Source organism: Streptomyces sp. NBC_00086, assembly GCF_026343255.1.
GTDB lineage: Bacteria > Actinomycetota > Actinomycetes > Streptomycetales > Streptomycetaceae > Streptomyces.
The window spans coordinates 277,298-297,158 of the sequence record NZ_JAPELZ010000003.1 but is presented as its reverse complement, the minus strand read 5'-3'; the positions used below and the strand labels follow the sequence as shown (position 1 = coordinate 297,158).

Here is a 19,861-nt window from a genome sequence, read left to right as displayed (position 1 = left end):
CACTGAAACAAACAGTATGCTTTCAGAGATCTGAATTGGAAGCTCTTCAGTTTTAAAGCAGAATGAAGCCTTTTGAGAATGGTTTCTCAGGCCTGTTTCTGGAGGGGACCAAGGGCTTCTGCCTGCCATGCTGAGAAATCTCTGTCTTCAGAGGAAGGAGATCAGGTCTGAGTCCACAGGCCTCCCACTGAGATGCCAGGGGAGAGCAAAGAAGAGCTCAGAGAGAGAGGCCTGCTGCCAGCATGGAGGGATTCAGCTGAGACACAGAGCACGCTGGCCTGTGGGAAGCCTGGGCCCAGGAGCCCGCTGCTCTTCATCTCCTGGCAGGTCCTTCTGTTTCCACCAGATCCTGGAAGCTTCAGCAGGGGCCGCAGGAAGGTTACAGGTGCACAGCAGGCGCCGGGTGGCCGGGGCCGGGGAGTGCAGCGGGCAGCCAGATGGAGGGTGCCTTCAGGCCCAGGCCGTGCGGCGCGTCCCTCCAGTGCTGCCGGGGGCCTGGCCGGGCAGAGAGACGGGGTGGTCACCGCCAGGGGCAGAGCTGAGGGAAGAAGGCAGGACGTGGGGCTCTCCTTCCCAGCAGCCCCGGGCGTTTTCTCAAGGTTTTGTTTGTGTGGGCTGAGAAGATGTTCTCAGAAGGTTGCCGCCCACTTTTCCAGCCCAGGCACAGGAGCCTGTTTCTCCCGGCTGCCAGAGGGGTCAGCAATTTAGGGGCCCACAAGAACACCAGCAGTGCATACCTTTCAAAATTTCTGGAAAAAGAACTCAGGTCAAATGTAGTCCCAGCAGAGGAGAGCTCAACTGTGCTGCCTCCCAGTGCCAGGTAATTCCTGGGCCCCATGCCTTGGGTGCCGCCAGAAAATCCGCAGAAGACAACCCAGAAAAATCGATCACTCCATGATGCTAGACAGCCGACTCAAATAGCCGGCCTTCGGCCAGGAGTCCTTCGCTCCGGACTGGTTCTGGCTCCGCCGCCCTCCATGAACGGCCCGCTTCGCGGACCCACGGCCTCCCAGGCGACCCCGTTTCACGGGGTCCCGAGCCCACGGCCCGTTGGGTGTTCGCTTCGCTCCCACCCTCAGTCCTTCCGAGCATGGCTTGCTGTCCACAGGCTGGGCGGGGGATGGAGCGTCAGGTTTGGGGCACGTAGTTTTCTGGGCTGTGACAGATGCCATGGAGATCGACAGTGACGGAATCAAGCGCAAGTCGGCGGTGGGGCCTTCTTGCGTTGAGGGCTGGGACCTCCTGTACAGCAAGCCGAGGGACGCCGCGGAAGTGGTCCGGCGTGGCCGGTCTGTGAGCCCCTTGGAATACGGACTGGCATGCACCATCCACCGCACGGTCTGTGAGTACGGTTCCAATCTGATCGCCGAGCGGCCGCTGCGGCGCGGACCCCGAAATGCCTGGTGTCTGGAGTGTGCTGGGAACCAGAGCCAGTCACCCGACATCCTCGTGGCGGAGGAGGCACGTGACGGTGACCGGTATCGGCATGTGTGCGCAAAACTGAAGGCATCCGAACGGGATGGGCGGACGGTGGAGCGCACCATTGTCGAGGTGTACCGGGACCCGCAGGCCGTCGAAGCAGTACGGGCCCGAGCCCAGGACAAATGCGAAAACCCTGACTGCGGTGGGATGCCCTCGGATAAAACACCCGACGGCAGAGCGATACTTCAGGTCGACCACATCATGGATCTCGCCCTTGGAGGGCGGGATTACCCGAAGAACATGATCGCTCTCTGCCCCAACTGTCACGCGATGAAAACCTACGGAAGCCGCAAGGAAGAGCTACGTAGACTCTTCAAGCGGGTGGCGAAAGAAGCCCACAAGAAGGCGCTGCAACGCTTCTAAATGTTGTTGCAGAAGGTTCAGCTTGGGCAGGTCTGGGTGGTGTTTGGCCTGCTGTTTCACCGGGTCATAGCGCCGTTGTGCATGGTGGCGACGGCCTGGATGGCGTGGTGGAGGCCGTCGCCCTTCTGGCGGCAGTCGCGGAGGATCTTCCAGTTCTTCATCCGGGCGAAGGTGTGCTCGACGCGGGCCCGCACCCGGCGGTGCTCGGCATAGTCCTCTTCCTGGCCGCGCAGGAGGGGACGTCCTGGCCTTCTGCGGTGCGGGACGATCAGGCCGGTGCCCAGGTAGGCGCCGGGCGGGCGCTCGCGACGACCAGACGGCTGTCCGCATCGATGATGACCTGCACGTTCGCCGAGAACCGGTAGTTCCTTGAGGAGGCACCAACCGTGCGGTCGCGGACGGGGATCAGGGTTCCGTCCACGATCCACAACCGTTCCACGTCTGCGACTGGCCGCGGGGCCAGCTCCAGCGCCAGCAAGGGCCGCAGGCGCTGGATGACCCGGCAGACCGTGGCCGGGGAGATCCCGAAGAGCGGAGCGAGCTGCCGCATGGTCAGGTTCGTGCGGTAGTGCACCGCCACCAGCAGCACCCGGTCAGGCAGTGGCAGGCACCACGGACGGCCACCGCCGGGCCCGTTCCCGCCCCGCTCCCGCACCACTTTCACCAGCTTCGCGAACCGCTCGATCCGCAAGCCCGTGAACGACTCCACCCACACCGACTCAACCCGCAACACCCCACCGATACAACAGGAATGCCCTATCACAGACGTTCTGCAACAACCTTTAGGAGGCGCCCCGTTTCACGGGGTCCGAGCCTACGGCCCGTTGGGTGTCCGCTTCGCTCCCACCCTCAAGCCTTCCGGCTCCGCCTCCAGGACCACAGCCCGCTCCGCGGGCGGTCAGCAGGAGCCACGAGGGCTGCTCTATTCCGATCCAGGAGCCTGACTGCCATGTCGTGGTTATAGGAGACCGCCAACTCGCGCGGAGTCTCACCGTCAGATGTTGCGGTGGGATCGGCTCCATAGGCCAGCAGGATCGCAGAGCGCCCAGTCGAGCGACCCGCCCGACTGGAGTGCCCCATCCCCCTCCACATCAATCGCGTAGAGCAGGAGTGTCATCCCACAGCAGACCTCTACCGGGTCCACACCCGAATCGAGGAGACGGGGCAGCTCGGCATGGTCACCCGACTCCACCGCCCGATGCGCAGGAGTCCACGGTTTGTCGGGGAACTCGGTCACTCAGGCTCCCGGCTCAGTTCGTCTCAACGACAAAGAGGACCAACTCGGTCGGCGCACCACCAGTGAACCGTTCCTCCGCCAGCGTGTCCGCAACCTCTCCCAAGATCTCCAAGGTCTCGGCCACCGCCCCGAACCGTTCCTTCACCCAGAAATCCCCGCGCAGCGCGAGCACAACACGCCTCTCCTCCAGATTGTGAAGACCTCCACAGAGGGAGTCGGAAAACGCATCCTGATGCCAGCGGCCCGACAACGGAGGATCCATCTCAATCAGCTCGCTGAAGGCGTGCACGATCGACTCTCCGTCCCTGGCCCCCTTCGTGTCGACTTCGACAACCCTCGCCCCACCCGCAGACAGGCCCTCGAAGACCTGGCCAGCCTCGCCGGCAGAAAGCAATCGGAAACGCGCGGAATCTCCCATGAACACATCCTCCTCCACCCAAGGAAACCGAACGTTGGCGGTGCCTCTCGGGCCGATGGCCCCCGAGCCCGAAGGCCGCATCGGCCAAGGCTCCACCATGAGCACGCTCCTGCTTTATTCTGAAGTCTGGATAGACTTGGGAATCAAGCCCCCACCCCGATCCGAGGGCGCGCTGCTCCTCGCCGAGACGCCAAGCAATCTGAACACCCGCAGGTCACAGAACCAGACCACGCACCACACCAATGGCCCGTCATACTTCGGCGGCCAGGTAGTAGGAGGCGCCGATCTGGATCGGGTCGATCGAGGCGGCGGGGACGAACGCCACGATCTCGATGGCCTTCGCGGTCGGCAGCGGGAGCGCGTCGAGGACCGATGTCGGCGGACAAGGCGCCTCAATAGTGACGGGGTGGGAAGCGGAAGACACTCCGACGCCGCCCGCCATCGCCCTGCCCTGGAGCCCTACACGAGCGCGGTGCCCTCTACCGAATCCGGTAGAGGGCACCGCGCCGACGTGCATCCAAGGGCAAGCTGCGTGCCGGTCGGCCGTCAGGAGGCCCGGTCGAAGGCCAGCACCGCGTTCTGGCAGCCGGCCGCATACCGCAGCAGCGCCTCACGCTCCGCCTGGTCCACGGCGGGCGCCCACCGGTGCTTGGCGGTCACCCGCTCACCGACGTACCGGCAGTGCACGGTGGGGGTCCGCATTCAGGTGCTGCACCCGCACGCCGACGCCTCTTCTTCGTGAGTGCAGGGTTCCCCGCCTCCCGGGATTCCGGGAGGCGGGGAACGGTGAGGTTGAGCTTGAGCGGCGGCTTTCCGGCGAGATTCGTCCGGCGCTTCGAAGGCGGTGCCTTTGGCGGAGGTCTCGATGAGCCGTACCGAGCGCCCTCTCAGAAGCCGGCGGTGGGCTTCGGTGTGCCCTTGACGGGGAGCGCGCCGAGGCCGATGAACCAGTCGCCGTCCTTCTTGTTCATCAGGATGACCGTGTCGAACGGTTTGCCGGTGCCGTCGGTGCCGGTGATGGTCACGCTCGCGAGGGTCGGCTCGAACTCCTTGATCACGTTGATGTCCGAGATCTTGATGCCGCGGCCGCCGCTCTCCGTTATCAGCTTGTCGGCGTGCTCTTTCACCCCAGTCTTGCCCGGCGTCTGCTGATCCAGGTCGATGAGCCCCTGAGGGTCCCGGGCGTTGAGCGCGGCGATGTACTTCTCCGCAGTCTGCTTCTCGCTCCTGCCGACCTTGTCATCAGAAGAACAGGCGGCGAGCGCTGCGCACAGGACAGGCACTGCCAGTAGCGCGAGGGCCCTCTTCATGGGTCCGCCCTTCGGGTCAGGTGCGGTGGGTGTACCACCATGTGTTGGGGTACTTGGCTCGAAGGTAGCTGAGGGGAACGTCGACAGAGTTGGGGGTGTGGTAGGTCAGGTAGAGCATGCCTCCCTGCCGGCCCGTGACCATCATCGTGTGGTTGATGTTGCCGTTGGGGTTCGGACCCCAGTCAGCCTGGAGTACGTCGGACGGGAACAGGTCCCAGACGCTGGGGACGTGCTTGGTCCTGCCAGAGTTCCGGCCGAACCAGTACCAGTTCTCCGCGCCGGCCCAGCTGTAGCTGGTCGTGTAGGTGTAGTTGCCGTACCACCACTTCCGGGTGTCTCCGCGCTCCGACATGCTGCCCGGCTTCTGCGTCCAGCCGCCGGCATAAACCGCCTGCGAGATGAAGTTGGTGCAGTCCTGCCCATAGGTGCGCAAGCCGGTGTTGCCGCGGAGGCCGTACTTCTTCGCGTAGTTGACCATCGCGGTGTAGTTGTATCCGGCCAGGGGCCCGTCCAACGTCTTTTCCCTCAGCGGTGCGTCGCCGCCGGGCTCGTCGCTGCTGGGCGGAGGCTTGGGGCCCTCGTCTACGGGAGCGGGCAGGATCTCGTCGACCGGGTCCGCCTCGCTCATCGTGGCGGGACCCTCAAGCTGCGTGGGCGCCGCGGGCCCCGAGCTGTCGACGGACGTCTTATCGTCCGCGAGCTTCCACGCGCCGCCCGCGGCACGCTTGAACGTCAGCGTGTGAGGGAGGAGGTACGAGGTGTGCGTGATGGCGTCCCCCGGCTTGGTGTCGGGGAAGTACAGGCGGGTTTCCTCCTCGACCGCCAGCGTCGCGGTGTCACCGCTGACCGTGCCCTTGCCGGGAATGACGGTCACTTCGGCACGGCTGAATCCGCTCCAGCGCTTTTCCAGCTTCGTAGCGTTGGCCTGCAGTGCGGTGATCTCGCCTCCGAGTACGTCGGCCGCCTGCGCGGTCAGCGCAAGAGGTGCCGGGGCACGCAGAGTCTGGGTTCGCGAGAGGGTGACGGCGTCGGCTCGGCGCTGGAGGTAGGCGTCGGCGATCTGCGCCAGCTGGCTCTTATCTGCGGTCGGCAGCGCGGTCTCCGCCGCCTGCGAGGCAGGCGCGGCTATGCCGAGCGAGAGTGAGGCCAGCGCCAGTGTCACGGCGCTGGCAGCGCGTGCGGAAACTCCGGTTCTGCGCAAAAGATCCCCCCTGGGATACATCGAATGATCTGTTCAAAGCTGTACGGCCGCTCCCGCCGCCGCGGAAATCATTTCGGCCACCGGCCCGATAGCCGTGGCGGATTTGGCCCGTCGTGCGCGCCCCGGGTCAATCGGCCGATACGAGCGGAACCGGCACCGCAGCCGATGCGGATCGCCACGATGGTGATGGCGGCCTCGGTGATCCCGTATGGGACCCGGTAGCGCCCGATGTGCATCTGGCGCAGGCCCGGGCAGCCGTGGGTGGCGCTGCCCTTGGGCCGGACCTGGTCGGCGACCGCTGCCGTGGGACTCGTAGGTCGAACGATAATCCCGCGGCTAGCGCCTTTGAGCAGGCAATACGTGAGTGAAGTTACCGAGGAAGGGGGCGAACTGCGAGGAACCAGTGAAGATTTGAGGTAAACCTGAGGTGGCAATTCGACCCAAATCGCAGGTAGGCCCCGCACACTTGGCACGCGGATCTCACCACCTGGGATGATGAATTTGATATTCCGGTTTATCGAGAATCTTGACCTTGGCTGAATTTCTGGCCGTGGCTGAAATTAGGACGCGAGGTCCGGCCCGGACGAGGGCGGGGGATCAGCGAGCGCGCCGTCGGTGATGCCGGCTGGTCCGGTGCAGTGGACGGTGTACCTCGATCTGTTCGGGGCTCGGTGTAGGACGAGGCTGGTCGGCGTCCCGGGGGTGCGCCAGTACGGCCCGCCGTTTGCTCACCGTGCCGGCACGGTGGTGCGGACTCACCGCCCGTGCGGTGAGTCCGGCGTCACCGGGGACGTACGCGTCCCCGACCATGCGGAAAACGGATGGGCGGGGGCGAGCGTGACGCGGCAGGATGCTCCGCATGCCATTACCCACCCCCGAGTTGCAAACCGCCCGGCTGCGGCTGCGGCCGTTCACCGACGCCGACGCGGCGCCGCTCTACGCGCTGCACAGCAGCGCCCATGTGCTGCGTTACTGCCTGACGCTGTCGGGAATCTTGGCGCGTGTTTCTGGTCCGGGCCCGTTGGGCGGGCATTCGTAAGTGGTGGCTTGGGGCTCCTGACGTTGTTCAGCAGAGGTCAGGGATCATGTCCGTAGTACTGGTGTGAGGCGGGGGACGGGAATGAAGGCAGTTGGCGAGTTCGCACGGCTCCTGGGGGCGCCGGTGCGGAGCGGCGAAGGAGAGCTGATCGAGGCGATCGCCCGGGACTGGTCGGTCGAGTTCCCCGCGGACTTCGTGGAGGTGGCTGGCGCGTATGGGGACACGTCGATCTCGGAGTACATCTACTTCTGCGGAGCTCGCAATCTGAAGCAATACGCCGACGGAATGGGACGGCTCCTGGAGGAGTCGCGCACTGTCCCGCACCTTGTGCTCCCGTCCCCTGGCGGGGCCCTGGTCTGGGGGAACACGATCGAAGGTGACCAGCTCTTCCTCGTGCCGCAGGACGACGGCTCCTGGACTGTGTCCGCCTTCCGCCGAGCGTGGGCAGACTGGCACGACACCACCCTGGGGTTCAGCGACTGGTTCCACCAGGCTCTCGCCGGCGAGATCGGGACAGACTGGCTGCCGGAGTGGAACCCGGGAATCCACCCGCTGGAACTCGCGTAGTTGCTGCCTGCCCCTGTCAGGAACCCAGTCAGCCGTTGGGGTGGGTGGCGACGCGCCAGGACCTCGGGCGGGGGACGCCCTGCCGGTCGAGGAAGTCCTGCAGGGCGGTCGGGGTGCGGGGTTGGCTCTCCGGGGCGGGTGGAAGGTGGGCTGCGATACGTTCGAGTTTGACCGCGATCGCGGTCAGCACAGGCTGGACGTGGGCCTTCTCTTCGCTGCGGTAGCGGCACTGGCGCATGCCGTGACCGTTGACGAACTCGTTGATGGTGCTCTCGATGCCAGCGCGCAGCGAGTACCGCGACAACCATTCCTGGGTCTGTTGCTCAGTCCGCGACTCGGACTGGAGATCGTGGAGTTCGCGAGGAAGGAAGGTCAGCGCCCGAAGATCGCCCTTGGTGCAGGCCGTCTTGATCGGGCACGGGCCGCAGTCGCTCTTGGCGAACCTGACCTGGATGTAGGGCGCTACGGATGGAGGTGTCACCCACCGCTGGTTCTTCTTGCCCTGCGGGCAGGTGACCTGCTTGGCGTCCCAGTCGATGACGAAGGCGTCGCGGCGGAAGACATTGCCCCTGCGAGACTGCCAGGTGGTCCTGGCCCGGACCGGGCCGACCAGGCCGACGCCGAAGTCGCGGGCGACGTGCTGCTTGAGTGTGACGGAGGTGTAGCCCTGGTCGACGAAGTGCTCGGCCGGCAGCAGCTCCCGCCGGTCCAGCTGCGCGAGGATCACCGGCAGGGACCTGGAGTCTTGGACCGCGGCCTTGGTGGTGGTCACGTCGGTGATCACGTTCACCGCGTCGTGGTCGCAGGTCTCGGTGACGTGGGCCAGGAAGCCCTTCCAGCGGGTCTCACCGCGGCGCGCGAAGCGGGCGGCAGTGTCGTAGGGCGAGACAATGGCGACGGCGGAGGACGGCAGCCCGGCCGTGTCCGTCTCGCGCCACCACAGCCGTTCCTGGGCGTCGATCCAGTAGTTCTGCAGAAAGATCTGACGCAGGGCCTGGACCTGCTCACCGTCGCGGAGCGCGGGCAGGTAGCCGTCCACGTAGCGCAGGAGCAGGTGAACGTCGTCACCGGTCTCCTTGACCCGGCCCTTGGGCCGTGAGGGGTTCCGGCCGAGCCGGGCCGCGCGGCCATAGCGCCGGCCCCAATCCTGGGTAACCACGCCAACCAGCTCGTGTGGCGCCCGGCGGGCGAGCTCCTCCAACGCGGCGCGCATCGCCTCGGTCACCAGCTCCAGGCGGGTCAGGTCTCGGACGGCGGCCAGGACGTGGGTGGAGTCGGTGCGCTGGCGCCCGCGCTCACGGATCAGACCGACGGCTTTGATCTTCTCCAACGCGAGCCCGAGGAGCTTGTCGGCCCGGCTGTCCTTAGACAGACGTTCGCGGAAGTCGGCGAGCACACTGTGGTGAAAGCCCGGGTCCTCCAGCTCCATGCCGAGCGCGTACTTGAAGTCGATCCGGCACCGCACCGACGCTGCAGCCTGGCGGTCCGACAGCTCCAGGAGGAACTGCAGCACCGACACCGTGGCCAGCTGGGCAGGCGACAGGCCGGGCCGGCCGTCCTGCGGATACCACTGCTCGAAGTCCTCGTCGCTCCAGAGACCCTCGAGATGGTCGCGGATCGCCATCGCGGTGGTTCCACGGGGGTTACTGGCGCGGGCCACCCGCACGGTCAGCTCAGGGATCACCGAACCCGAACGGGGGTGCACACACATCAGAGTCCTCCCAAGGCCGGAGGCATCACCGTCCCACCGGGAGCCCCTGCGCAAGGGGTGGTTCTTGCGGGAGCGGCCACGAACGAGTGAACCGCAGGATCCCGCCAGCCACACTTACCGCACTGGCCACAATCACCACGAACGATCCGTTCGCAGAACGGTCACAGACCACGGACACAGTCGCCAGACTCACTGCACGGGGCACCATCAAGCCGCTGACATGAGGGAACACTTATGTAGCCGGCGCCGTCTAACCACCTCGCGACCACGCCATTTCCAAGATTCCCGACAGCCTCAGGCAGTAACAGCTCCCACGCCCAGCCCACAAACTCTTCGTATGAGCACCACACGTCGCCCACTGAGGCACGGTCCGGTGACCGGAATATCCACGAGTCCCGACACCACTCCGCAGTGCCTGCTGCCAGCAGAACGGGCTGGAGCCGACGGCCTAGAGGAGCCCATCGACGAGGACCAGGCGCTGATGCAGCCACGAGGCCGACGGGCCCTGTGGCCGGGCGGCTCGACGTCGCCGGGCGCGTCGTAGAGGGGCCCCCTGGGCCCCTTAACCACGGGCTCGGGGCAAGCCGCCCTCCGGCCCGTACCACCGGTCCAGGTGGGCGGTGTCGTTCGGCGCGGACGGCGCCGCAGTAGGACGAGACCTGTCCGCGCCGGACGATGCCGACCTGCGCAGGGGTCTGGGGGCGGCGAAGCCCCCAGCACCCACCGGCCTTCACCAAGAGCCCCCCATGCCCGCCGCTTCGTGGTCGTCAAGGCGAGCTCCACTCCACGCAATACAGCGCGCTCAATCCTACTAATTTTGGCTAGCGGAATTGATCGCGGTTGCGCTAGGAATTTTGCGCCTCATGACCCGGAAGGTTCGTCAGGCGGTGCGGTTGGACCGCTGGGTAGCCAGATGCTGCCATCGGGCCTGGATCACTCCAGTTCCAAGGATGACGCAGGCATGTACTAGCGGACCGTCAGGATGGTCCAGCAGCTGGCATGCGGTTCTGCTGTTCCAGGCCTCGCCTGAGCGGCGGAGCGGCAGGATGACCGGGGTGGATCGCATCATCGACTTCATCAAGGCCGAACCCGAGGCAGCCGCAGTTTTCGCTGCTCTGATCTCCATCTTGGGAGGCTTCCTCGGAAGCCTCCTCTCCGGCTGGATCCAGGTCCGCGGAGGACTCGCACAAGCCTCTGCGGCTGTGCAGGCTTCCCGTATCACCGCCGAGGCACAGCATCTCGCGACTCTCCATACCGACAGGCGCAGAGAGATCGCCGCGTTTGTCTACGAGGCTCAACAGTGCGCGGACGCAGCAAATGCAGTGTTCCTGCCGAGTGATCCCACCACCCAGGCCGCCAGCGAGGCGAGTGGGCAGGCGGCTGGGAAGGCGGTGAGGATCAAGCAGGCCGAACTCCAGCTCATTGCACCCAGCGAGATCGTCGAACTGACCGCCGCGGTGATCAAGTCCCTCAGCGCGCTGAGAGTGCTCAGTGCCCGAGGCGTCGCGGCTCGTGTCGAGTACGAGCTCCTCGGTCGTGGACACCGGAATGCCACTGACCGCGAAGAGGCCTGTGTTCGCGCGCTTGTGGCGCTGAGGGAGCTGCGGCAGCGGGTGCAGGAGAGCGATTCCCCTGCACGGAAGGTAGAACTCTCGGCTGCCCTGGCCACGGCCCTGAGCGAGGTGCCTGGCCTAAGCGACGTGCAGCGGGTGATGCTTCAGATCGACGGCACTCTCCCTGCGCTGAGACCCCTACGGTCCCAGGCAAACAGAGCCTACGAAGCTGCGCTGGGTGAACTGGTCGCCGCCAGCCGGACTCTTCTGCGCTCCGATGACCGCCAGCCGGACTGATGCAGGCGCCGGCGTCCGCCCGGCTGGGGCCGCAAGCCGACCGCCCCCACGGTGCGCGGGTGCTTCACGCGCGTGGGGGCGGCCGGTGAAAAAGTGGGGCGGGGCTTGGCCGGCCCCGTTTCAGTGTGGCTTCGGCCACCGGGACACAGAACACCCATCCGGTTGTCGCGTAGTGCCAGGGCCGTTCCTGCGACCAGGCTGGGAGGCTTCTCTCCCTCGCCCGTCCTTCCGCTCTTTCGGATCGGACCAGGTCAGCGGGCCTGTGGTCTTCTCCGGTCTTTCAAGCTCAGGGTGCAGCCGAGGGCTGCACCCGGGGTCAGGCTCGCTGCAACGAGTTCCGACCTATTTCCCCTGTTGGTGTCGAGTGGCAACGGCCCGGGGAGACCGCGTCTGAGAGTTCCGCCCCGTGGAAGCGGACATGGTTCGCCACGTCTGCGACCTATGCCTGACCTGCAGGCATGTGGACGTGGCCCGGGAGTCCTCCCGGATACACCGGCGGCAGGAAACCCGCGGCCGGGAGCTCCCCCGGGGAAGGCGGGCATGGTCTCCCCGCGTTCCGGACCGGCCTGGCGTGCAGGCTCGGGGGATCGGCGCCGGGAATCAGCTGGGAGCCGCGCGGGGCAGCCCGAGCCACGGCCGGGCGGCCGGGCTCGAGACCGGCGCGGAGCCTACGGGCGGGGCAGGAGTCCTGACGTGCAGGAAGCCGGCACACAGGAAGACGAGCGACTGCAGCAGTGGCCATTCGTTCCGGGTCATGACATGCATCGCCTTCTCTCCCCCCTGAGGCGGCCCGACCGTTCGGGCTGACGACCCGACGATGCGGGTTCCAGAGCGGCGGGACAAGCTCCCTTGGCCTCAGCACGTGGGACACCGCCGGCATACAGCGGCGAGGACGGGCCCGGGTGCGGGGCGGCTGGTCTGCGGGGTTGGCGCTGATGCCGTCTCAACTTCCAGTGGGACAAAGTGGAATGGGGCTTCCTGCGTTGGTAGACGGGCATATGAGGGGTCCTGAACGCTGTGAGGAGGTCTACGACTTTCGGTCCTGCAAGGCCGGCGGTCATCTGGTGGACCTGTCGAGTGGTAACTAGACCTCTTCGGGAGAATCCGTTGAAGAAGAAGACCGCGCTCGCAGCCGCGTGCGTGGAGGCTCCGACGACGAGCACCGGAACCCTGGTTCCGGTGCCCGCCACGATCATCGTGGTCATCGTCATCCTCCTCGCCGCCGCACTCACCATCTACGGGATGCCGGTGGACACCGTCATCACCGTTCTCGCCGTCGGAGGCCTGCTCGCCATCGAGCTGGTCCGCCGACTGGTCGACACGCTCACCGCCGCTCGTCGCCAGGCCTCCTAGGAGACCGCGGTGGGGCGCGACAAAAGCGCCCTGGCTGAGCACACCCGAGGCCTGTCGCAGTGGCTGCTGTCACTGCGACAGGCCTCGGGCCACACCATCAGCCAGGTGGCGGAGCGAACCGAACAGGTGGGTCTGCCCACCTCCCGCAGCACCCTCTATCGCGCCGAGCTGGCCCCCGCCTCCGGGCAGCGGCCCAGCGTCCCGGCGTGGCGCGTCGTCGAGGCCTACACCAAGGCGTGCGGCGGCAGCATCACCGAGGCCAGGCGGCTGTGGACCAAGGCCGCCTCCCTCAAGGCCCCGGGCAAAGCCGGCGTACTACGGCGGCCGGCGATGGCGCCCCAGTACATCGCCGAGCCCGCCGAGCTCCTCCACGCGATGCGAGAACTGCGCGTCCAGGCCGGGAAGCCGTCCCTGCGTGAACTGGAGGACCGGGCCCGGGCCAACCCGGAGGACGTCACCATGCTGCCGCGCAGCACGCTCGGCGCCGTCCTCAACGGCACCCGCCAGTGCCGCCGCGACCTGCTGGCCTACTTCGTGCGGGCCTGCGGGGTGACCAAGGAGTCCGAGGTCATGCGCTGGCTCGCGGCGTGGGACCGCATCGAGGCCTCCCGCAACGGCACCGCCAACCACAACATGCACCAGCGCCTTACCGCGCTCGAGGAGGACCTCCACCACACCAAGACCACCCTGGCCACCGTCATCGCCCTGCCGGCGCCCCGCCCCGAGACCGGCCCCGTACTGATACCGGTACCGGTCCCCGGCATCCGCCCCGCAACCACCGAGAAGGAGAAGCCGAAGCCGCACGCCCCGGAGCCGGCCACCGCGCCGGCCGCCAGCACACCGGCCCGCACCCGGACCAAGCGCACCCGCCGCTCCGGGCAGTGGCTGACCGCACTACTCAAAGGCCTCACCAGCACAGCTGGAACCGCGGCTGTGAGCGCGGCTGTGAATGCAGCAGTGGACGCGGCCCTCTGAAATACCGTGGGGGGAGTATCCGACCACCGGATGCTCCCCCCACCACACCGGGTGCCAGCAAGACCCGCGTACGAAGCCCGTGACCATGTGGTCCCGGGTACGGGGGCATCGACACCCCATATGGCGAAAGCCGATGCCCGTCGTCGACGAGATCACCGGCTTCGCGCAGGACCGCCGCAGAGTCAAGAACGTCCCCTCCGTAGAGACTGTCCACATGCAGAGGGAGACGCTTCAGGCCGCGATTGCCGCCTTCCGCCAGGCGAGCGGGGTAAGGGATGGGGTTGCCGGACACGTCAGGGTGTGATCCATGCGGAGGTCGCGCGGTCGGATTTGGTCAGGTGAGGCCAGCGGAGGCGTTGTCGTCCCACCCGTCCTCGACCTGCATATAGCCGAGCATGGAACGGGAGTGGCGGGCCCAGCCGCCCTGGTCGGCGACGGCGATGGTGTCCTTGCCCTTCCGCCTGCTGGTGGAGGCGAGCCCGATGCGCAGGGAGTGGCCGGTCCAGGAGATCGGTACTCCGGCCCGCCGGGAGATGCGTTTGATAGCGCGAGTGACGCTGTCGGGGACGAGGCCGCCGGTGAGGTGGCCGTGCTGGTCGATGCCGACGAAGGCGGGAGTGGACGGATCGGCCCAGCGGGGGCCGTGCTCGGAGAGTAGGCGGTCGCGGTAGGCGATGTAGGCGCGGACCGGGCAGATCTCCGGGTCGGCGGCGTAGGGGATCTTGGCGTTGCGGACGGAGTGCTTGGTCTTGCCGGTGAGGACTGCGATGGCCAGGCCGCGCGGGTGGAGGGTGACGTCGCCGCTCTGGAGGCCGGCCGGGTCCTGGGAACGTGAGGCGTAGTGGAAGCCGGTGAGAACCAGGGCCTTGTCCCGGTCACCGGTGAGGGTGTCGGGGCAGGAACGTGCGATGGCGTACAGGCCGTCGATGTCGGCGCCGACCGCCTGTCCGCGGCCGCGCCGCTCTCCGGCCTGCAGGAGCTGGACCTCGAGTCCGGCCAGTGCCTTGCGGGCCTCGGCCTGGTCGTCGCCGCTGACCGCGGCACCGCGCTGGCGCAGGCCGATGACGACGGCGGCGAGGTGGGTGTCGGCGGAGCTCGGCGCGTACCCGTTCCCGTTCTGCTGGCCCTCGCGCAGCATCCAGGCCACGAAGGCGACCAGCGCGCCGCGGGATCCCTCCCGCTCGGGCAGGCCGGCGTCCGCGCAGAACCGGGTCCACACCCGCCACGACTTGGCGTACGTGTCCACCGTGTTGTCCGGGACGATGGCGGCGGCGACCGCGTCGGCCAGGTCCTCGGCCTCGGCCAGGCGCTGCGCGGCGGCGATGCCATGGCGTCGTGCCCACTGCTCGATGAGCAGCAGACGCTCGGACGCGGGAAGAAGTTCGTCGGCGCCGCCCGCCGCGTCCGTGGCCTGGACCGTCACCCTTCGGTCCGGGTGTCGTCGGCGCTCCGGAGGGCGGCCTCTGTGTCCCGCAGGGTCGATCCGGCCCGTTCGGTGGCCTCGCGCAGTACAGCCCGCGCCTCGGCCACTTCGGCAGTCGCGTGTTCCAGTCGGTCCATCGCCGCGTTGAGCGCGCGTGTGGCGGCGGCGACTTCGGCGGCCGCTGCCTGGTGCTCGTCGGCGTTGAACACCCAGACCCTGGTTCCCTCGGCTTCCTCGGGACCGGCGGGTGAACGGTGCTTGGCCTGGACGAGCCAGATCCTGTCGCCCTCGACCATCACCCCGTCTGCTGCGGTGTCCGCGGTCGGCGGCGGGACGACGGGCTGGGCCTGCCGTTCACCGTGCACCATCCGGTCCTGAGCCCGGTACCACCTCTCCAGGAAATCCCTCCGCTCCGAGCCTGACAGCCCGTCTGGTCCTGCGATGGCCTTGAGGAGCTCCTCCATGGTGTGCCGGTTGGGGAGCCGCTGCCCGCCGAGGGCGTGCGAGATCGTCGACTTGCCGAGTCCGGAGCGCTCGGCCAACTCGGCGAAGGACGGGTTTCCGTGATGCCTGAGCAGCTCCCGCATGAGCAGCACCAGTTCAGCGACTTCCTTGGGGGTCCCGGGCGGAAGGGGGTTCATCGGACGTCCGGCCATGGGTCTCTACGCCTCCTTGAACAGCAATGTTCGCATTGTTTCTCGGTCGTCTCTACACTGAGAAACAATAGATGGCCCGCTATGCCGGCGGACCGTCACGCCGTTGTCCTGCCTGGGGGTTCCGATGTTCCTTGCCGCCACATCCGCCGAGACCGGCTGGGTCATGTTCGCGCTCGCCATCTGCCTGCTGGTGGCGTTCGGGGTGTACCACGTCTCACGCTCCGCCCCGCTGGGCATTCCACCGGGGCAAGCCCTGCTGGCCGCCGGCGCGGCGGGCGGGGTGTCCGTGCCGATCGTCTTCCAGATCCTGGAGAAGCTGACCCTGCTCGCCTGACCGGTCGGCGCCAAAGGCGCGGCCCGAACAACGAGGGCGTCGGACCGCACCGTCCGGCGCCCTTCGCGATGTCCGCTCATCCCGCCCAACCCCCTTCCCGGTGTCCGGGTTTGTCGCGTCGGATAAGGAGAGCTTATCCGACGCGATACCCCATCCGGCCGCGGTTTCGGGGAAGCTGGCCGGATGGACCTGTCGATCTTCTGATTGCCATCCCAGCCGATTCAGGTGCGCGTCGGGCATCGAGGTGGCGGACTCTGACCGACGCCCTATCGCCAGCTGCCAGGACGCACCGACGGCTCGGCGGTTGGAGTCAGTTCGGCGCCGAAGACGGGCCACCAGCTCAGGTCCAACCCGCGCCGCTTGCCCGCCTCGGGAACGTGCCGACATTAGCCACCACTCCCAGGAATTGGTCACCTTTCGGCCAGAATGCAGAATTAAGCCAAGATCAAAATGAGCGAAAAACCGGAATATCGAGTTCAGCATTTCCGAGTGGTGGAATCAGTGTGCCAAATATGTGCGACCTGCCTGCGGTTTGGGTCGAATTGCCGCCTCAGGTAAACCTCAAGCTTTCAGCAGTTCCCTCGCGGATCCCCTTATCTATCGGTAACTTCATCGACGTAACGCAGACGCAAAGGGAATTACCCGACCAGGGGGGCAAAATGCATTTCAAGAGGGCAACTGCTGTGGCCGCGGGCGCGCTGGCCGCTACCGTTCTGTCGATGGGAGCTGCGGGCGCGGCTCCCGTCAATCCGCTGGACCCGCAGCCCATGGCCGAGTACTGCTCGCCCGGGACGCGTGCGGTCATCTCGAGCAACACTCCCAACACCCTTGACGTGAAGTACCGCACGTCCGTAACCAACAGCACCAGCAGCAACCAGAACTTTAAGTTCACGTCGAAGTCGGGCGGGACGACGACCTGGGGCCTCTCCATCACGGTTTCGGCCGAATTGAAGGCAGGGATCTTCGCCAAGATCGGGGCTGAGGTCAACGGCAGCGTCGAGAAGTCCATGACCGCGGAGATCGGCGAGGAGGTCTCGGGCACGGTGAATGCGCGCTCCACGCTCAAGGGAGACTTTGGCAACTGGAAGGAGAACGTTTCCGGATGGACTGCCTACCAGTACAGCAACTGCTCCTACGGGACCAAGACGTACTACACCGCGTATGCCCCGTACCGCACCAACTGGAGCGTGTACTACTAGCCTGACCTGTAGCGTCGCGTTCCACCCGCCGCGAGCGGGGAACCTAGCGGTGATGGGGAGACAGTGAGATCGAGATCGTTGGTGGCTGCCGGTGGGCTCCTGCTCGCCTTGGTCACAGGATGCACGGCCGAGTCGGAGCCTGGTGGGGGGGAAGCATCACCGGGCTCATCTGCCGGCTCATCGGCGCCTAGCGCGACCCGGAGCCCAGGCTCTGCTCTGAAATTGGAGCAAGCCAAAGGGAAGAAGCTTCTCATCAAGGAGACGGTTGGCGAGGCTGGGGTGGATCTCCCGGTCTTTACTCCGCCAAATGCGTCGTACACGGTGCACTTCGTATGCTCGGGTACCGGGGAGATGTCCCTTGAGGTCAGCGGGCAGAAGTGGATCAGTCGTCCCTGCGACGGCGTAGAGAACGCTGCTGAGCAGATTACCGACAAGCAGCCGCAGGCTGTGTCAGTAAAGTTGTCTGGTGCTGCATCCTGGAAGCTGGCGGTCGCCGACGGTTCCGTCTAAGAATCCGTCACAGTAGGGGTATCAAAAAGTGTGGGAGTGCCATGTGAATTCCGGCACTCCCACACTTTTTCTTTTATATAAGACGTCTACGCAGGGATTGGGTAGACCCCATGCTGACTGCGGCCGGCTGCTTCGTCACCGGCGAGCTGCTCTTGAGGTATTTGTTGCGGCGCTGCGGGAACAGCGCCCCTCTGTTGTACTCGCGTTCGTCCTTGCGCAGCTTCTCCAGGACGCCGGCCTCCACGTACGCGGACAGTGACACCGGGACGTCGGCGTCCACATCGACGATCCGCTGGAGCGCGACCACGGCGTTGCGCAGCCGGTTCATGGTGTCCGGACTGACGTATGCCGGGATCTTCTCCTTCGTTCCCGGGCTGGCCGGCGCCTGGCCGCCCAGCTCCTTGCCGAGGAGAGTTCCCTGCCCGAAGGGCATTCCGTTGCTCATGCTGTGGCTCCCCGCGGCGCCACAGCATGTGACCGAGCTGGTCGACCCCCAGTCATCACCACGACATGCCGCACACAGTGCTACGGCGCAAGGCGCGCGGCGAGTCCGTCGAGCAGATCCAGCCTGATCTGATCATCCCCACCGGCAAGCGCAAGGGGCAGATCCCCAGCGTCGTCAGCATCTACCAGGCGATCGCCGAGCACGAGGAGGCCCCGGCGTACCCCGAGGCCGTCGAGGCGGCGTACGACGACTTCGCCGCTCTTCGACAAGGCGACCACAGCTCCGCGTAGTCACTCAGCGCTACACGCCACCTGACGGCATCTATACGAGAACTGGGCCGAATCGCTGATCACCTGGGCCGCGATCACCCTCATGACCAGGCGCATCACCCAACGGAACTCCCGCCGGGCCGGACGACCCGAGCCCCGCGGCCCCATCGGGCACTGAAGCCGTTCTTCCGGAACAGCACCGACCGGACTCCGCCAGAAACCGGCTCAACTCCCACTCTGACACGCCCCAGGACGCCCCGTCAGCCCTTTCGCCCTCCCCGCCGTCCCGCCCTGGTCCTGCTCTCGGCCCCGGCCGCCGGACTGGCCCTCTCACCACCTCGATCCGGCTCACCGACGGCCTCTGAGTACAACCCCGTTCGATTCCCGACCTGGGAAAACTCTGATCAGACCTTCGAAAACAGGCTCTTACCTTGTCGTTTATGGTCCGGCGTCGAACGAGGGTCGAACTTGTTTGGTGTTTTCCCAGTTCACCAGCCGTGTGAGGGGCCGCGGGTCGATCCTGTGCTGAGCGCCAGCGCACTACGGAGGCCGGGATCGTGGGACGGGTCGAGCAGGAGGTTGAACGAGACGCCTTGACGGTGGTGGCTGGGTTCCGCTCGGAGTTGTACGCGTGTCTGACCGTCCGGAGCGACGCCCTGTTCGAGTTGTGCGACGCCTTGCTGTGTACCGACGGTCCAGTCCGTACCCTCGTGGACCTGGCGCTCGCTCCCGAGCATCGGCGCGGGCACGGAGCCTTGTACTCCGCAATCAACCACGACCGGATCGACGTCGCCCGGCTGCGGCGAGCACTGACCGGTGTCCCGCTTCCCCGAGCCGGCGACGGTCGGCTGGTGCTGGCGGTCGACGTATCCCCGTGGCTGCGGCCGGACGCCGACACCTCCTCGGACCGCTCCTTCTGCCATACCTTTGGCCGGGGCCTGGGCAAGCACCAGATGGTGCCCGGCTGGCCGTCCTCGATCGTCGCCGCGCTGGAGACCGGCCGGACCTCGTGGACCGCACTGCTGGACGCGATCCGGCTGGAACCCGGCGCCGACTTGGCCGCGGTCACCGCTGGCCAAGTCCGCGACCTCGTCCAACGCCAGCCAGTGGCGGGAGGGGGACCCGGAGGTCTTGGTCGTGCTGGACGCGGGTTACGACGCTCCCCGCATCGCCCACCTCCTGGCAGACCTGCCCGTGGAAGTTCTGGGCAGGCTCCGCTCGGACCGGGTGATGCGCAAGCCCGTTCCGGTGCCGTGGATCTGCCCGCCGCAGGGCGGCCGCCCGCCCAAGCACGGCGGTGAGTTCGTCTTCGGTGCCCCGGCCACGTGGGGCGAAGCCAGCGCGGTGACCGTCACCAACACCGACCGGTACGGGACGGCGACCGCGCAGGCATGGGTCCGGCTCCACCCCCGCTTGACCCGAAGGGCGGCGTGGATCGACCACGAGGGCCCGCTGCCGATCATCGAGGGCACTGTGATCCGCCTGTCGGTCGCGAAACTGCCCAGTGGCGGGGTGAACA

The 19,861-nt window shown here is 66.6% G+C and carries 18 protein-coding genes and 4 pseudogenes; 12 read left to right on the top strand and 10 right to left on the bottom strand.

Going from position 1 to position 19,861, the window contains the following annotated elements; all coding sequences use genetic code 11:
• The first annotated feature begins 1,170 nt into the window (after positions 1-1,170).
• Positions 1,171-1,845 (top strand): HNH endonuclease signature motif containing protein, encoded by a 675-nt coding sequence (locus OG276_RS39990; protein ID WP_266914621.1) that lies wholly within the window; start codon positions 1,171-1,173, stop codon positions 1,843-1,845.
• Positions 1,846-1,901: 56 nt separating this feature from the next.
• Here OG276_RS39990 and OG276_RS39985 read toward each other — a convergent pair.
• The 6 genes and pseudogenes from OG276_RS39985 to OG276_RS39955 all read right to left on the bottom strand — a co-directional run bounded on the left by OG276_RS39985 (position 1,902) and on the right by OG276_RS39955 (position 5,972).
• Positions 1,902-2,587 (bottom strand): annotated as a pseudogene (locus OG276_RS39985) (transposase family protein).
• 508 nt (positions 2,588-3,095) lie between these two features.
• Positions 3,096-3,599: a hypothetical protein gene (locus OG276_RS39975; RefSeq protein WP_266914619.1), complete on the bottom strand. Its 504-nt coding sequence runs from the start codon at positions 3,597-3,599 to the stop codon at positions 3,096-3,098.
• Between the two features lie 157 nt (positions 3,600-3,756).
• Positions 3,757-3,867, bottom strand: a pseudogene (locus tag OG276_RS39970) (Ku protein); the annotation flags it as partial.
• A 179-nt stretch (positions 3,868-4,046) separates the two neighbouring features.
• A complete protein-coding gene (locus OG276_RS39965) occupies positions 4,047-4,202 on the bottom strand; it encodes a hypothetical protein (protein ID WP_266914617.1) in 156 nt (51 codons plus the stop codon).
• Between the two features lie 185 nt (positions 4,203-4,387).
• Entirely contained in the window at positions 4,388-4,810 is a 423-nt protein-coding gene (locus OG276_RS39960; protein WP_266914615.1) for a hypothetical protein, read from the bottom strand.
• Between the two features lie 16 nt (positions 4,811-4,826).
• The gene (locus OG276_RS39955) at positions 4,827-5,972 is read right to left on the bottom strand and encodes an amidase domain-containing protein (protein ID WP_266914613.1); all 1,146 of its coding nucleotides are present in this window, start codon (positions 5,970-5,972) and stop codon (positions 4,827-4,829) included.
• 898 nt (positions 5,973-6,870) lie between these two features.
• Here OG276_RS39955 and OG276_RS39950 point away from each other — a divergent pair.
• Together OG276_RS39950 and OG276_RS39945 are read left to right on the top strand one after the other, a co-directional pair.
• Positions 6,871-6,984: pseudogene (locus OG276_RS39950) on the top strand (GNAT family N-acetyltransferase); the annotation flags it as partial.
• A gap of 147 nt (positions 6,985-7,131) precedes the next feature.
• Positions 7,132-7,617, top strand: a complete 486-nt coding sequence (locus OG276_RS39945) for a hypothetical protein (RefSeq protein WP_266914611.1) — start codon at positions 7,132-7,134, stop codon at positions 7,615-7,617.
• Positions 7,618-7,645: 28 nt separating this feature from the next.
• On the opposite strand, the gene OG276_RS39940 is transcribed toward OG276_RS39945, so the two are convergent.
• Positions 7,646-9,328 (bottom strand): IS1182 family transposase, encoded by a 1,683-nt coding sequence (locus tag OG276_RS39940; protein WP_266914609.1) that lies wholly within the window; start codon positions 9,326-9,328, stop codon positions 7,646-7,648.
• Positions 9,329-10,383: 1,055 nt separating this feature from the next.
• On the opposite strand from OG276_RS39940, the gene OG276_RS39935 reads away from it, so the two are divergent.
• The 4 genes from OG276_RS39935 (at position 10,384) to OG276_RS39920 (ending at position 13,810) form a co-directional block, all read left to right on the top strand.
• A complete protein-coding gene (locus OG276_RS39935) occupies positions 10,384-11,178 on the top strand; it encodes a hypothetical protein (protein ID WP_266914607.1) in 795 nt (264 codons plus the stop codon).
• Positions 11,179-12,285: 1,107 nt separating this feature from the next.
• The gene (locus OG276_RS39930; RefSeq protein WP_266914605.1) at positions 12,286-12,531 is read left to right on the top strand and encodes a hypothetical protein; all 246 of its coding nucleotides are present in this window, start codon (positions 12,286-12,288) and stop codon (positions 12,529-12,531) included.
• Between the two features lie 9 nt (positions 12,532-12,540).
• Positions 12,541-13,506 (top strand): helix-turn-helix transcriptional regulator, encoded by a 966-nt coding sequence (locus OG276_RS39925; RefSeq protein WP_266914603.1) that lies wholly within the window; start codon positions 12,541-12,543, stop codon positions 13,504-13,506.
• Positions 13,507-13,639: 133 nt separating this feature from the next.
• The gene (locus OG276_RS39920; RefSeq protein ID WP_266914601.1) at positions 13,640-13,810 is read left to right on the top strand and encodes a hypothetical protein; all 171 of its coding nucleotides are present in this window, start codon (positions 13,640-13,642) and stop codon (positions 13,808-13,810) included.
• A gap of 30 nt (positions 13,811-13,840) precedes the next feature.
• Here the strand turns inward: OG276_RS39920 and OG276_RS39915 are convergent, their stop codons facing one another.
• Together OG276_RS39915 and OG276_RS39910 are read right to left on the bottom strand one after the other, a co-directional pair.
• On the bottom strand, positions 13,841-14,929 hold the full coding sequence (locus tag OG276_RS39915) for an integrase (RefSeq protein WP_266914599.1): 1,089 nt from the start codon (positions 14,927-14,929) through the stop codon (positions 13,841-13,843).
• Positions 14,926-15,585, bottom strand: a complete 660-nt coding sequence (locus OG276_RS39910; protein ID WP_266914597.1) for a helix-turn-helix transcriptional regulator — start codon at positions 15,583-15,585, stop codon at positions 14,926-14,928. Before OG276_RS39910 ends, OG276_RS39915 begins: the two co-directional genes overlap by 4 nt.
• 124 nt (positions 15,586-15,709) lie before the next feature.
• Between OG276_RS39910 and OG276_RS39905 the strand changes: the two genes are divergently transcribed.
• The 3 genes from OG276_RS39905 to OG276_RS39895 all read left to right on the top strand — a co-directional run bounded on the left by OG276_RS39905 (position 15,710) and on the right by OG276_RS39895 (position 17,628).
• Positions 15,710-15,919 carry a hypothetical protein gene (locus OG276_RS39905; RefSeq protein ID WP_266914595.1) on the top strand — a complete coding sequence of 70 codons (210 nt, stop codon included), beginning with the start codon at positions 15,710-15,712 and terminating at the stop codon, positions 15,917-15,919.
• A gap of 512 nt (positions 15,920-16,431) precedes the next feature.
• The gene (locus tag OG276_RS39900; protein WP_266914593.1) at positions 16,432-17,118 is read left to right on the top strand and encodes a hypothetical protein; all 687 of its coding nucleotides are present in this window, start codon (positions 16,432-16,434) and stop codon (positions 17,116-17,118) included.
• A 222-nt stretch (positions 17,119-17,340) separates the two neighbouring features.
• Positions 17,341-17,628, top strand: coding sequence for a hypothetical protein (locus tag OG276_RS39895; RefSeq protein ID WP_266914591.1), 288 nt, complete (start codon positions 17,341-17,343; stop codon positions 17,626-17,628).
• 73 nt (positions 17,629-17,701) lie between these two features.
• Here OG276_RS39895 and OG276_RS39890 read toward each other — a convergent pair whose 3' ends face one another.
• Positions 17,702-18,073: a hypothetical protein gene (locus OG276_RS39890; RefSeq protein WP_266914589.1), complete on the bottom strand. Its 372-nt coding sequence runs from the start codon at positions 18,071-18,073 to the stop codon at positions 17,702-17,704.
• A gap of 65 nt (positions 18,074-18,138) precedes the next feature.
• On the opposite strand from OG276_RS39890, the gene OG276_RS39885 reads away from it, so the two are divergent.
• Positions 18,139-18,363 (top strand): hypothetical protein, encoded by a 225-nt coding sequence (locus OG276_RS39885; RefSeq protein WP_266914587.1) that lies wholly within the window; start codon positions 18,139-18,141, stop codon positions 18,361-18,363.
• A 536-nt stretch (positions 18,364-18,899) separates the two neighbouring features.
• A pseudogene (locus OG276_RS39880) lies at positions 18,900-19,851 on the top strand (transposase); the annotation flags it as partial.
• Positions 19,852-19,861: the final 10 nt, after the last annotated feature.